This is a genomic window from Pirellulaceae bacterium (assembly GCA_019636385.1).
Taxonomy (GTDB): Bacteria; Planctomycetota; Planctomycetia; order Pirellulales; family Pirellulaceae; genus Aureliella.
This window is the reverse complement of the sequence record JAHBXT010000005.1, coordinates 73,754-87,295: the sequence shown is the minus strand read 5'-3', so window position 1 is coordinate 87,295 and position 13,542 is coordinate 73,754. Positions and strand designations below refer to the sequence as shown.

9 protein-coding genes, 2 tRNA genes and 2 rRNA genes are annotated in these 13,542 nt (G+C 54.3%); 5 read left to right on the top strand and 8 right to left on the bottom strand.

Annotation, left to right across the window (positions count from 1 at the left end; translation table 11 throughout):
- The first annotated feature begins 11 nt into the window (after nt 1–11).
- The gene (locus tag KF752_18050) at nt 12–1,334 is read left to right on the top strand and encodes a replication-associated recombination protein A (protein ID MBX3423461.1); all 1,323 of its coding nucleotides are present in this window, start codon (nt 12–14) and stop codon (nt 1,332–1,334) included.
- Here the strand turns inward: KF752_18050 and holA are convergent.
- The 3 genes from holA to KF752_18035 all read right to left on the bottom strand — a co-directional run bounded on the left by holA (nt 1,331) and on the right by KF752_18035 (nt 5,204).
- Nucleotides 1,331–2,374 carry a DNA polymerase III subunit delta gene (gene holA / locus KF752_18045; GenBank protein ID MBX3423460.1) on the bottom strand — a complete coding sequence of 348 codons (1,044 nt, stop codon included), beginning with the start codon at nt 2,372–2,374 and terminating at the stop codon, nt 1,331–1,333. The two genes, KF752_18050 and holA, sit on opposite strands and share 4 nt — an antisense overlap.
- Before the next feature lie 101 nt (nt 2,375–2,475).
- The gene (serS, locus tag KF752_18040) at nt 2,476–3,756 is read right to left on the bottom strand and encodes a serine--tRNA ligase (GenBank protein ID MBX3423459.1); all 1,281 of its coding nucleotides are present in this window, start codon (nt 3,754–3,756) and stop codon (nt 2,476–2,478) included.
- Between the two features lie 56 nt (nt 3,757–3,812).
- The gene (locus KF752_18035; GenBank protein MBX3423458.1) at nt 3,813–5,204 is read right to left on the bottom strand and encodes a dipeptidase; all 1,392 of its coding nucleotides are present in this window, start codon (nt 5,202–5,204) and stop codon (nt 3,813–3,815) included.
- 223 nt (nt 5,205–5,427) lie between these two features.
- On the opposite strand from KF752_18035, the gene KF752_18030 reads away from it, so the two are divergent.
- From KF752_18030 to KF752_18015, 4 genes are all read left to right on the top strand, one after another.
- Nucleotides 5,428–5,778, top strand: a complete 351-nt coding sequence (locus KF752_18030) for an ATP-dependent Clp protease adaptor ClpS (protein ID MBX3423457.1) — start codon at nt 5,428–5,430, stop codon at nt 5,776–5,778.
- 7 nt (nt 5,779–5,785) lie between these two features.
- Entirely contained in the window at nt 5,786–6,520 is a 735-nt protein-coding gene (gene cmoA, locus KF752_18025; protein MBX3423456.1) for a carboxy-S-adenosyl-L-methionine synthase CmoA, read from the top strand.
- Entirely contained in the window at nt 6,513–7,523 is a 1,011-nt protein-coding gene (gene cmoB, locus KF752_18020) for a tRNA 5-methoxyuridine(34)/uridine 5-oxyacetic acid(34) synthase CmoB (protein ID MBX3423455.1), read from the top strand. Before cmoA ends, cmoB begins: the two co-directional genes overlap by 8 nt.
- Nucleotides 7,524–7,616: 93 nt before the next feature.
- The gene (locus tag KF752_18015) at nt 7,617–8,447 is read left to right on the top strand and encodes a sulfurtransferase (GenBank protein MBX3423454.1); all 831 of its coding nucleotides are present in this window, start codon (nt 7,617–7,619) and stop codon (nt 8,445–8,447) included.
- A 112-nt stretch (nt 8,448–8,559) separates the two neighbouring features.
- Here KF752_18015 and KF752_18010 read toward each other — a convergent pair whose 3' ends face one another.
- The 5 genes from KF752_18010 to KF752_17990 form a co-directional block, all read right to left on the bottom strand.
- Nucleotides 8,560–9,384 carry a phosphatase PAP2 family protein gene (locus KF752_18010; protein MBX3423453.1) on the bottom strand — a complete coding sequence of 275 codons (825 nt, stop codon included), beginning with the start codon at nt 9,382–9,384 and terminating at the stop codon, nt 8,560–8,562.
- 158 nt (nt 9,385–9,542) lie between these two features.
- Nucleotides 9,543–9,650: ribosomal RNA gene (rrf, locus tag KF752_18005) — 5S ribosomal RNA — on the bottom strand.
- A gap of 120 nt (nt 9,651–9,770) precedes the next feature.
- A 23S ribosomal RNA gene (locus KF752_18000) occupies nt 9,771–12,668 on the bottom strand.
- A gap of 541 nt (nt 12,669–13,209) precedes the next feature.
- Nucleotides 13,210–13,282: transfer RNA gene (locus tag KF752_17995), tRNA-Ala, on the bottom strand.
- Nucleotides 13,283–13,363: 81 nt separating this feature from the next.
- Nucleotides 13,364–13,437: transfer RNA gene (locus KF752_17990), tRNA-Ile, on the bottom strand.
- Nucleotides 13,438–13,542 lie beyond the last annotated feature (105 nt).

Sequence of the window (13,542 nt, the reverse complement as noted above, 5' to 3'; positions counted from 1 at the left end):
GAGTCAGCCGCATGGACCTGTTTGCTCAGCAAGTCGAAGACAATTGTCGTCGCCACATGCCTTTGGCCGCGCGGATGCGTCCTCGAACCTTGGGCCAATTCGTGGGCCAACAGCATTTTCTGGGTGAGGGCAAGTTGCTGCGGCGCCTGATTGACTCGCGACGCCTGGGATCGATCCTGCTATACGGTCCACCGGGCACCGGCAAGACCACGCTGGCTCACCTGCTGGCCGCCGAAACCGGCGGCACGCTAAAACAGCTCAGCGCCGTATCTAGTGGTGTCAAGGAGCTACGGGAGATTCTGGAATGGGCGCGCGATCAAGTCGCATCGGGGGCTCCGCGACCGCTGCTATTCGTCGACGAAATCCATCGTTTCAATCGAGCCCAACAAGATGCGTTGTTGCCCGATGTTGAACAAGGCTCAGTGTCGCTGATCGGTGCCACCACCAGCAATCCGTTCTTTGCGGTCAACGGAGCGCTGCTGAGCCGCAGTCAGATATTTCAGTTCCAACCGCTATCACCAACCGAGGTTTTGACTGTGTTACAGCGTGCACTCAGCGATGCCGTTGATGGATTGGGGGACATTTCAACGCAATGCGATGCCGCAGTTTTGATGCATTTGGCCCAGGCCACCGACGGCGATGCGCGACGAGCGCTGAGCGTTCTAGAGGTGGCTATCTTATCGTGTAAGCAACGCCCGGTGGTGTTGACCCACCAGCTGATTGATGAGTCGATGCAGCAGAAGACATTGCAATATGACGCTACTGGCGACGAACATTATGATGTGTCGAGCGCATTGATTAAAAGTATTCGCGGCAGCGATCCCGACGCAGCGCTGTACTGGCTGGCGCGCATGCTAGAATCTGGCGAGGACATTCGCTTTATCTGCCGACGGTTAGTGATCTTAGCCAGCGAGGACATTGGCAACGCCGATCCGGCAGCTTTGTCGCTGGCCGTGGCCGCATTTCAAGCTTGTGAGCTGGTTGGACTGCCCGAATGCCAACTAACCCTGTCACAGGCGGTGATTTACTTGTCACTAGCTGAAAAAAGCAACTCTGCCACGTCAGCCATTGGCCAAGCCCGCCAGCGCGTGCGTGAAGGCAGCACGATTGCTGTTCCCAGACACCTCCGCGACGCTCATTATCAGGGCGCAGCTAGCCTGGGACATGGAACAGACTATCAATACGCACATGACTCGCCAGACGGAGTTGTCCAGCAGGATTACTTGGGAGTCGAAGCAACCTTCTACCATCCCACTCCGCGAGGCTGGGAAGGTCAAATGCACCAGCGACTTCAACAGATACGACAGCGACTCCAAGGTACAGATGAGAGCTAGTGCAGACGCAAACACAGTTCTTCGATGGCAAAAATGGCTCGATCGGTGTGGGAGTGACTGCCTTTGATCTTGAGGTCTAACTCCAACAGCCATTGGTGAATCTTGGCACTCCGCAGAAGTCCGAGGCGTCGTAGTCGTTGAGCTGCCAATTGCAGATCGGCACCCCAAAAGCCGGCTTGCTTGACAGCTTCATCGGCCGTGATAGGTCGCTCCATTCGGCGGCTCTGCAGGACCAATTGTGCGGCTTGGCCATACCGGCGAATGCTCCAGGCTAACTGCGGTAGTACCGCCGCCGGATGCTCGCCGCTCGAGAAAACTCGCTCCAAGTGCTCCAGTGCCAGGGCTGTGCGCCCATCCATAATTGCATCGGCAATCTCCCATAATGTGCGAGTCGCCCAGCTACCGACATGGGCGCGAACCGACTGGTCCGTCAACTGTCCAGATGAATCGGCATACAGCGCCAGTTTGGCCAATTCTTGATCCAATATTCCGCAGATCGGGCCCACCGCTTCCAGGATGATGGTCAGCTGGCTGGCGGTAAGCTTGAGTCCGTGCTTCATACTCGCCCACTGCGCGATCCACTGCTTGAGTTTACTCATGCTGGGCGACTTGCTGCGCGGACTGTCGGTCGGAAGTCCACAGCCAACGATCCAGCCATGCTGCTCAATCAACTTGTACAGCTTGGTGTTGGCAGGCATGGCCTGCACCTGCATGATCAGCAACGAACCATCGGCCGGCGCTGAACACCATTTTTCAAGCTGCGCTCGGGCCGATTGTATCAAGTCATCGGCGGCGGTGACCAGCGCTGCCCGTCGACCGCCCGGATCAAACAACGATAGCGTAGCTAGTTCGTCATGTACTTGACCCCAGCTACATTCGGTGCCATCAAAGGTTCGCGCTTGATTGTTTTCTAGCCCAGCAAGTTGCAGCAGCCTTCCAGTAGCTGCGGTTCTCAAGAATCCGTCATCGCCCAGCGCAACCACGACGCTAGGTGGCGGGCCTGCTGCAGATCGCTCCAGCATCAAATCAAAACAGTGCACCTGCATTGGTTCCACCGGCCATCAAGATTTGCAAGGGACATGTAAGGACGATTGTCGTGCTGTTCACCGCGGTGGGGCACGTGGCTGCGGATCCAAAAAAGCTAACCGCCAATCAGCGATTTACCCAGCCACGGCTGCAATACCGCTGGCACGCGAATGGACCCATCGGCCTGTTGGTTATTCTCAAGGATAGCGATAATCGCTCGACTGATCGCCACCGCTGTCCCGTTAAGCGTATGGGCGAAATGCGTACCTTTTTCGGACTTGTGTTTGTAACGCACATTCAGGCGACGCGCTTGATAATCGGTGCAGTTGGAAGTGCTGGTTACCTCGCCCCACTCGCCGGCCTCGCCTCTTCCTGGCATCCAAGCTTCTAAGTCGTACTTACGGTAAGCCGGCCCACCCAGGTCACCTGTGGCGGTATCCACGACGCGATAAGGTACTTCCAACGCATCGAACAGATCGCATTCAATTTGCCGCAACTCCTCGTGCATTGCATCGCTTTGTTCCGGCGTTGTGAAGGCAAACATCTCAACTTTGGTGAATTGATGGACGCGATACAAGCCCTTCGAAGCACGCCCCGCCGCACCTGCCTCGGTGCGAAAACAGTGACTCAATCCCGCGAATTTCAGCGGCAATTGCTCTTCGTCCAACACCTGCTCAGCCAACATGCCCCCCAACGTGATTTCGGCAGTGGCCACCAGATTCAAATCGCTATTTTCAATCGAATAAATCTGCGTTTCCGGGCCGCGCGGCATGAAGCCAATGCCATGCAAAATCTGGGTTTGTGCTACGTCTGGGGTTGTTACCGGTGTGAATCCACGACGAACCAACTGGGTAATGGCAAATTGCTGCAAGGCCAAGTCCAACAACACCGCATCGTTGCGCAAGAAGTAAAAACCGGCACCGGCCACACGCGCTCCGCCTTCAAAGTCGATCATGTCATGCAACCGCCCCAGCTCCAAGTGATCTTTGACCGCAAAGTCGAACTGCGGTACCGGCGTGCGACCCCGGCCCACCTCAGCATTGGCCGAGTCATCCGAGCCAACCGGTGCCTGCGGGTGGGTCAGGTTTGGAATCTGGGCCAACAGCGCCAAGACTTGATTCTCCAGTAGGTCTTGCTCCAACTGCGCCGCCTCTTTTTGCTCGCGCAGTAAACGTCCTTGATTCTTCAATAGCTCACGCTCTTGGGCGGTAGCAGCTTTTCCAATCGACTTGCTGACTTCATTAGCTTGTCGATTCAACTCTTGCGCTTCGGCCAGTTTGGCTTTGCGATTGTTCTCCAGTTCAATGAACCGATCCACGTCTACATGAGCACCGCGTGCTCGGCAGTTGCGTTTGATTAGCTCGGTCTGTTCCAGAATCAGTTTTCGATCTAGCATGTTGGTAGTCTAAAAAATGGCCTGTGACTAAATTCAATGCTGCTGATTGTGCCAGGCTAAGCCGTGGCTGCGGCTTGCGACAGATAGTGCCACAAGTAGGCGCTGGCTCGCGTACCGCGGTGGAAGTCGGCAATACAAAACTTTTCATTAGGGCTATGGGCTCCATCATCGTCCAGCCCCCAGCCGAGCAACAACACTTCGGCTCCCAACAACCGAACAAAGTCGGCCACGATCGGGATCGAACCACCTTCGCGTATGAGTTCTGCCGGTTGTTGAAAGCCCTCGGAAATGGCCTGACGAGCCGCTGCGATGAAGGGACTAGTTGGATCGACGACGACGCCTCTGCCGCCATGCAATTCGACCAGCTGGACCTGAACTCCCAGCGGAGTATGCTGATCCAGGAACTGCTGAAATTGCTGTGTGACTTCCACTGGATCCTGATCGGGTACCAATCGGAAGCTGATCTTGGCACCCGCGCGACTGGGAATGATCGTCTTGCCGCCTTCGCCTTGATAGCCACTCCACAAACCATGCACATCGCAGGTTGGCCTGGCCCAACGGCGCTCGAGGGTGCTAAACCCGGCCTCACCAGACAGCGCCCTGACACCGAGTTGATCGGCAAACCTCTGGTCATCAAATCCTAGATTCTGCCACGCGCGACGTTCTGCGTCGGACAGCGATTGGACTCGGTCGTAAAATCCTGGCAACTGAACGCGACCGTTACCATCTACCAAACTAGAAATGATCTTGGCCAAGGCGTTGGCCGGATTGGCCACGGCACCACCGAAGCTGCCCGAATGCAAGTCCTGCTTGGGGCCGATACAGTGCAACTCGTAGTAGGCTATGCCTCGCAGTCCATAGGTGATCGCAGGACGACCTGGTGCATACTGCATGGAATCGCTGATAACAATAACGTCACACGCGAGCTTCTGCGCTGCATCCGGACTAGAAAGGTATTTACCAAGTTGCTCGCTACCGACTTCCTCTTCGCCCTCGATTATGAATTTAACTTGTAGCGGCAGTTTTTCACCGGCGGCTGCCCAAGCGGCGACGCTATTGATGTGCGTCAATACCTGCCCTTTGTCGTCGGTCGCACCCCGCGCGTATAAATTGCCATCTCGCTCGGCTGGTTCAAAGGGAGGAGTGATCCACAGATCCAGCGGGTCAGGCGGTTGGACGTCGTAATGCCCATAGACCAGTGCAACTGGCCTGCCTGGCACCGGCGGACTTTCTGCATAGACTAGCGGTGGCCCCTGTGTTTCAATCAGCTCGGCGGCTAACCCTGCCGATCGAAGACGACCCAGGACTTCATGGGCCGCGCTCGCAACTGAATCTCGGTATGCCGGATCGGCGCTGATGCTTGGAATGCGCAGCAGGGATTTGAGCTCTTCCATGAATCTGGGTTGACTTTGCTGAAGCTGCCGATCAATTGCTCTCAATTCGCTCATTTTCTGCCAATTCTTCGGCCAAAAGCCACAAAAAACGCTTGCCCCCCATCCCCTGTTGGGGGTTACAATGATGCCGAGGATAACAATATAACGTTAGATGCCCAGTGACGGGATTCGTCTTAGCGTATTGACGGTAGCAACTAGCCAAAGTTTCTCGTACAGCCTGCCGGCATGCTGGTCATGGCTCAGGATCGCAGGTCCGTTTCAAGCTTAAGGTGGAAACATGTCTCAATCCAACAGCGCAGTCGCGGAACCAATTCGTGAAAGTCAGGTTCGGCAGCATATTCAGCGCTCCAAGCCCCAGCAGCAACCACGGTACCATGTGATCCTGTGGGACGATACCGATCACACGTTCCACTACGTCATCCACATGTGCCAAATTTTGTTTGGTCATCCGCTGGAGAAGGGACTGACCATCGCCAAGCAGGTTCACACACAGGGACGTGCCGTATTGCTGACAACAACCAAGGAGCATGCGGAACTCAAGCAGCAACAGATACACTCTTTTGGTCGCGATCCGTTGGCCATGCGCTGCGTGGGCAGCATGTCTGCCACAATTGAACCTGAACGGTAGGCGTTGAGTGTCGCGAGATACGATCTTTACCCTGCCCCAACAGCGTATCGGGGAGTTCGCCTTTGACCAGCAGGTGGTCGAAGTCTTTCCGGATATGATCGCACGTTCTGTACCAGGGTACGCCTCTGTACTGGCAATGATCCAGCAGCTCACGGCCCGCTACGCGAGATCTGGAACTGCCTTATATGATCTAGGCTGTTCGCTGGGCGCTGCCACACAACTGATGAATGCTCAGGCTCCGCCCGATTGCGATTTACATGCCGTTGATAATGCGCCAGCCATGATTCAGCGGCTGCGTGAAGTCTTGCAACAGCTCCCGGAAGGTGGCCGTCAGCGAATACAAATTCACGAGTCTGACATTCGCGATGTACCGATTGAAACTGCATCCTTGGTGGTGCTGAATTGGACCCTACAATTTGTACCACCTCAGGATCGCCCTGCACTGCTGCAGCGGATTTTTGATGGCTTAGTCGACGGCGGTGCCCTACTGATTAGTGAAAAAATTTGTTTTGCAGACGAGCACCAACAACAGTTGTTGACTGAACTCCACCATGACTTCAAACGTGCTCACGGCTACAGCGATCTGGAGATTGCTCAAAAGCGCAGTTCGCTGGAAAACATCCTGGTTCCTGAAACGCTAACGCAACATTGCGCTCGCCTGCGCGATGTCGGCTTCGGTCAGGTGGTGCCATGGTTCCAGTGCTTCAACTTCGTGTCAATCCTGGCGGTCAAGCTTGCATAAATATTCAACCAATCCCACCCAATTCCTTGATCGACAGCCCGCCGTAGATTACTTGCTGGAATTAGATCTACCCAAGCTGGCGCAAGCAGTCCAACGCGTGTGCCAACAGCGTTTCCAGGACGAACGTGACGGGCATTTACGGGTCTGGCGACGGGCATGGGACGAACTGCCGAGTGTTGCTTCTCGACTAGAGATTGTAAACGAACGCGTAACGATCACGCCGCAAATTGAGTTCCAACTTACGCCGCATGAAGCTGCCGCATTGCGTGGCAAGCTGATGAAGTTTCACCCCTGGCGCAAGGGACCGTTTGATGTCCTGGGCATTCAAATTGATTCTGAGTGGCAATCGAACCTTAAGTGGCAGCGTTTCGCCGAACATGTTGACTGGCGCCGTAAGCGCGTGCTGGATGTCGGCAGTGGAAATGGTTATTACGGCTGGCGCATGTTGCAATCCGGAGCTGATTGGGTAATGGGCTGCGAACCGTTCCTGCTATCGGTGGTCCAGTTTGAAGTTTTTCGCCGATTCAACTCGCAGCCTGAACGGCATTTTGTGGTTCCGCTGGCCGACACCGACATTCCGCGCGGGCTGGGCTGCTTCGATATCAGCTTATCCATGGGGGTACTGTACCATCGCCCCAATCCCATCCAGCATCTGCAAATTCTGCACAGCACGTTGCGGCCCCGGGGACAATTGATCTTGGAGACAATCGTCTTAGCGGATACCGACGAGCGCGTGTTAGTACCAGAGGACCGCTACGCCAAAATGCGCAATGTGTGGTTTATTCCTAGCTTGCCGATGCTACAGAAGTGGCTCCGCCGCACCGGCTATGGCGAAATCCAGGTACTGGATGTCAGTCGTACAACTGAAAACGAACAGCGAGCAACTCCATGGATGCACTTTGAGTCGCTAGCCAATTTTCTTGATCCGAACGATTCCAGCCGGACGCTCGAGGGCTATCCGGCCCCATGTCGCGCTGTGCTATTGGCTCAGCGTCGCGGTTAAACTGAAACTGCGAGGAGCCGTCCAATATGACACTAACAATTCTGACGCCGTAGGCTGAACCCGCTAAGTACTTTTCCAGGACAGTCAACCAACATGATTCCACCGATCCTCAGTCTAAGTCAAGTCTTGAACTCCAACTGGCAATACATTTGGTGCGACGTACGCTACGCATTGGACGGCACGGATGGCTATCAGGCCTACTTGAAGGGTCATATTCCTGGTGCGCGATATGTGTCGATGGATCGCGTCCTGGCGGCACCGCCAGCAGCCGGCCTTGGGCGCCATCCGCTACCCTCGCCAGATGCCTTCGCACGGTCGCTTGGAGCGCTGGGCATCAGTAATAGCGACATTGTTGTAGCCTACGACGCCGTTGGTGGACGATTTGCCGGTCGATTGGTGTGGATGCTGCGGATTATCGGTCAACAGGCGGCGCTGTTGGATGGTGGTCTGGATGCGTGGTTAGATCAAGCCAATCCACCGCCACTGCAGCTGGAGGTTCCGCACTGGACTGCGGTTCCCCGATTGCCTCGCCCCTGGCCCGCAGCCGAAATCGTGAGTGCCGAGGAGGTAGCTGCGGCAATTGCCAGCGGTCTGCCGGTTTTTGACGCGCGCGCTCCGGAGCGATTTCGAGGTGAAGTCGAGCCATTGGACCCCAAAGCGGGACACATTCCAGGTGCCAAGAATTTGTTTCTGGGAGACAACTACGCCCAGTGCACAAACTATTTTCGACCACGAGCTGAACTGGAGCAAAGGATTTCTGCAGTCGGGGTCAATGCCCAAGCGATCTGCTATTGTGGATCAGGGGTAACCGCCTGCAACAATGTTCTGGTTGCGGAGATGTTGGGCCTGCCGCGACCGAGAGTTTACGTGGGCTCCTGGAGCGGCTGGTCGAGTGAAGATCGACCGATCGCGACCGGTGAGTAAGCTCAGGGGGCATGCAGCCCTAGATTCGGCCCGCATGCTGTTCTGGCAAAACCCTGCGGAGAGGTAATCGCCCCGTGTCTTCAGCAGTTGCTTGGACGCTGGCGATATCGGGTTAAGAAGCCAATGGCATTCCGCGATCGAATTTCGGACCGTGGATGAAAAAATGTTGTCGGCGCAGCCAAGGAGAATTGGCTAGTGCTTGCAGGATAGGACTAGCCAACCGGTGCAGCCAGGCGGCGACGTAATTCACAGCGGGAGTATAGTAGGTCCAAGCCAGGACGGGTAAGGCAACGCACATTCCACCAACAGCCACATCGCTAAACCAATGCGCACCGACCACAATTCTGGGCAGAACCATCAGCGCCGGTACGATGGCCGCCAAGCAGCTTGACCAGTGCCGCCGGAAAAGCAGTACAAAACCTGCCCAGGCCAATAGAATTGTAGCGTGATCTCCAGGAAAGCTATCGACTGAGGCGTCTTTGAGCGGAAGGAAGGGAACCAGTTCAGATAGCCGAACCACAGGCTGTAAGACCAAAGACGGACTGGGACCACGAAGTCCCGTTGCTCCACAAAACTCCTTGAAAGCAATTCTGGCAAACAGCAGTACCAGCATCATCGCGATATACCGAAACAGTGCGCCCTGCAAGTGTTGTCGTTGAAAGCCGGCGATGGGGAATAACAAACACAGTAAGATGCCGGCGCCTACAACAGCATCGTGAAAGCGGGTATTGCCCCAAGCCCAAAGTAACTGCCAGAGATAATTGTTGGGCAGGGTACCGTTGAGCGTAAAAAAAATCTGTTCATCGATGGCTCGCCACCAAGCATGTCCTTGGGGAAGCATGTAACTCAGCAATAGACCAGCGGCCAGCAAATGCAGGCCAGCCAAGGGAATCCATTGCCAACGAATTGGCGGAATGGAGCTGGAGTGAACGCTCATGTGCACGAAACCTCCCGAATGGTCACAGAACTAGCGGCCACTGTGGGATCAAACCCCGACAGCCAAGGAATACATAGTCCATTAGCGAGCGGCACCGCAATGCAGAAACCGGGACGGCGCATAAAAAAACCTCCGAGTTTCCTCGGAGGTTTTCATAAAACCGGCAATACCTACTTTCGCACTTTTGGAACTATCATCGGCTCTGAAAGCTTGACTGCTGTGTTCGGGATGGGAACAGGTATAACCTTTCAGATATGGTCACCGGAAAGACCACTGGCGGCCTATTCGCCCGCCAGGGCCTAATTTGTCGATTGGTTTACAGGCATCTTCGAGCTCCATCGAGCCCAAGTGATGACTTGCGAATTTTGCGAGAGTGCAAAATATCGGCGGTCAAGTTTTCGTCCCTTAGTACCAGTAAGCTGAACACGTTACCGTGCTTACACATCTGGCCTATCAACCTGGTAGTCTTCCAGGGGACTCTCGCACTTAAAGTGCTTACGAAACCTTATCTTGGAGCGGGCTTCACGCTTAGATGCTTTCAGCGTTTATCCTTTCCGTAGTTAGCTATCCAGCCGTGCCACTAGCGTGACAACTGGTACACCAGAGCTACGTCCAACCAAATCCTCTCGTACTAAAGTTGAATCTCCTCAAGTTTCGAACGCCCACGGCAGATAGGGACCGACCTGTCTCACGACGGTCTGAACCCAGCTCACGTACCACTTTCATTGGCGAACAGCCAAACCCTTGGGAGCTTCTTCACCCCCAGGATGTGATGAGCCGACATCGAGGTGCCAAACCGCATCGCCGCTGTGGACGCTCGGATGCGATAAGCCTGTTATCCCCAGAGTACCTTTTATCTGATGAGCGATGACCCTTCCATTCGGAATCACCGGATCACTAAGACCTACTTTCGTATCTGCTCGACTTATTTGTCTCGCAGTTAAGCCCACTTATACCTTTACGCTCTACGCCTGATTGCCGACCAGGCTGAGTGGACCTTTGTACTCCTCCGTTACTCTTTAGGAGGAGACCGCCCCAGTCAAACTGCCCAACTGACACTGTTCTCTGTCCAGTTTCATGGAATCAGAGTTAGAATTAAAGCATGCCAAGGCTGGTATTTCAACGATGGCTCCCCGGACGCTAGCGCGCCCGGATCAATGCCTCCCAGCTATTCTACACATGAGATACCTCAACCCAATATCAGCCTACAGTGAAGGTTCATGGGGTCTTTCCGTCTAACCGCGGGTACGTGGCATCTTCACCACGACTACAATTTCACCGGGTCGGTGATTGAGACAGTGCACCAGTCGTTACGCCTTTCATGCAGGTCGGAACTTACCCGACAAGGAACTTCGCTACCTTAGGACCCTCATAGTTAGGGCCGCCGTTTACTGGGGCTTCGGTCGCCAGCTTCACTCCCGAAGGAGCTAACCGCCTTCCTTAACCTACCAGCACCGGGCAGGCGTCAGACGCTATACATCCACTTACGTGTTAGCAGCGTCCTGTGTTTTTGATAAACAGTCGCTGGTGCCGATTTTCTGTGGCCTCTTGCGAGGCGCCCCTTATTGCGAACGTACGGGGCCAATTTGCAGAGTTCCTTAATCACCGTTCTCCCGAGCGCCTGAGACTACTCGTCTCGCCTACCTGTGTCAGTTTTAGTACGGTCATGCGTGCTTCGAAGCTTAGAAGCTTTTCTTGGACATCCTGCCAACATCATCCAGATCTTAAGTGCTGTTAGCTCGGTTCCTTGAACCTATTGAGGCGGATTTACCTACCTCCATTCTTAGAACCAAGCAACGGACATTTCTAGTCGTCCGCATGCTTTTCGGATGCCGTCCCTCCAATCGCTCCACACACATGGCTGCAGGAATATTAACCCGCTATCCATCGTCTACGCCTTTCGGCCTCGACTAAGGCACCGGCTAACCCTGGGCGGATTTACCTTCCCCAGGAAACCTTAGGCTTTCGGCGAACAGGATTCTCACCTGTTTTATCGTTACTCATTCCGGCATAATCACCTGTAAAGTCCGAAACCACTCCTTACGGTATGGCATGTATCTACTTTACAGCGCTCTCCTACCACTCATTACTGAGTCCGTAGCTTCGGTACTATGCTTACTCCCGTTCATTATCGGCGCAGAACTTCTCGACCAGTAAGCTGTTACGCACTTTTTAAATGGTGGCTGCTTCTAAGCCAACATCCTGGCTGTCACAGAAATTCAACTTCCTTAGTGACTGAGCATAGTTTAGGGACCTTAGCTGACGATCTGGGTTGTTTCCCTCTCGACCACGGAGCTTATCCCCCGTAGACTGACTCCCGAGATAGTTATCACGGTATTCGGAGTTTGGTTCAGTGAGGTACCCTAGGCGGGCCCCCATCCGATTCAGTATCTCTACCCCCGTGACATAGTTGCTCGAGGCTATACCTAAATATATTTCGGAGAGAACGAGCTATCTCCCAGTTTGATTAGACTTTCACTCCTCCCCACAGCTCATCCCCTCGGTTTTCAACCCAAGTGAGTTCGGTCCTCCACGCAGTTTAACCCGCGCTTCAACCTGGCCATGGGTAGATCACTAGGTTTCGCGTCTACCGCCCGCGACAATGGTCGCCCTATTCAGACTCGGTTTCCCTATGGCTTCGGCCCTGAGAGCCTTAACCGAGCCGCGAACGATAACTCGCCGGATCATTATGCAAAAGGCACGCCGTCACACGTTATAATCGTGCTCCGACCGCTTGTAGGCGTTATGGTTTCAGGTTCACTTACCTCCCCTAGCCGGGGTTCTTCCCACCTTTCGGTCGCCCTACTTAGTTCACTATCGGTCATCAGAGAGTATTTAGCCTTACGGGATGGTCCCCGTAGATTCAGTCGGAGTTTCACGTGCTCCGACCTACTCAGGTATCCTCCGGGAGATTCAAAGCTTTCGAGTACGGGGCCGTCACCCTCTATGGCGCGCCTTATCCAGACGCTTCCCCTAGCTTGAATTTTGTAACTCCCATGCGAAGGACCCTACAACCCCGCGAGGGAAAACCCTCACGGTTTGGGCTATTCCGCTGTCGCTCGCCGCTACTGACGGAATCGATTTTTCTTTCTTCTCCACCAGGTACTTAGATGTTTCAGTTCCCTGGGTTAGCCACCTACACCTATGAATTCAGTGCAGATCAATTCGGGTACCTCGGGATCAATACTTGTTTGTCAGTTCCCCCAGAGATTTTCGCAGACTTCCACGCCCTTCATCGCCTTCTGATGCCAAGACATCCCCCATACGCCCTTAGTAACTTGACCACCGAAATTTTGAACTCTGTCAAATGACTTCGCCAAAACTTCGATGAGACTTCATCGAGCTGAACTTTTACGCTCAACTCCGCTCTTTGGAACGCTCTTTTCAAAATCGGTCCAACCTATCAAAACCCGCTAAGCCTGCCGAAGCAGTCTCGCGCGGTCCGCAGGTTGGTCCAGCGTCGTGTGCAGTACTCAGAATTAACCAAGCACTGCGTTAAGATGCCTATAACCAATCAACCAAATTGTCAAAGATCAGTAACTCAATTCCACGTCCTGCAGCCAGAGGTCATCGGATCGCGGGTCGAGTATTTTAGGAGCACCGGACAAACCCGTCAATCGCAAACCAAAATATTCTTGCTTTGCATCGACCACTTCGAACCGGCTGGCTCCCATTCAGACAAGCCTGAGCAACAGTCAACCCGTCGCCAAATCTTGTGCTGAACTGGAAGTCATCTTCGCGATTTACAACCGCCTGACAAGCCCTAATCCAATCTCCATCAGGAATCGTTTTTGGGCCCGCATTCGGGCGGTAATTTCTCGCCAGTGGAGGTGAACGGACTCGAACCGATGACCCCTTGGATGCAAACCAAGTGCTCTACCAACTGAGCTACACCCCCGGCAATAACATTTGAAGCGTAAAAGCGTGAAGTTTGAAGGGCATCTTCATGCCTCAAACTTCTCAATTCACACTTCGCGAGTGGGCGCGCCAGAATTCGAATCTGGGACCTCGTCGTTATCAGCGACGCGCTCTAACCAACTGAGCTACGCGCCCATCTTCGAATCGCTCGCCGAAACGAACAATTCTGGGCTCATCGGACCACAGGATCCAGGATCCCCCTAGCCGCCAAACCGCTGGCAAATCGTAGCCGAAGGCTGC

What these genes read in the sequence shown, in the direction of transcription:
- KF752_18035 (MBX3423458.1), bottom strand. Translation starts at nt 5,204, where the DNA reads ATGAGCGAATTGAGAGCAATTGATCGGCAGCTTCAGCAAAGTCAACCC.
- KF752_18015 (MBX3423454.1), top strand. Translation starts at nt 7,617, where the DNA reads ATGATTCCACCGATCCTCAGTCTAAGTCAAGTCTTGAACTCCAACTGG.
- KF752_18010 (MBX3423453.1), bottom strand. Translation starts at nt 9,384, where the DNA reads ATGAGCGTTCACTCCAGCTCCATTCCGCCAATTCGTTGGCAATGGATT.
- KF752_18030 (MBX3423457.1), top strand. Translation starts at nt 5,428, where the DNA reads ATGTCTCAATCCAACAGCGCAGTCGCGGAACCAATTCGTGAAAGTCAG.
- serS (MBX3423459.1), bottom strand. Translation starts at nt 3,756, where the DNA reads ATGCTAGATCGAAAACTGATTCTGGAACAGACCGAGCTAATCAAACGC.
- KF752_18050 (MBX3423461.1), top strand. Translation starts at nt 12, where the DNA reads ATGGACCTGTTTGCTCAGCAAGTCGAAGACAATTGTCGTCGCCACATG.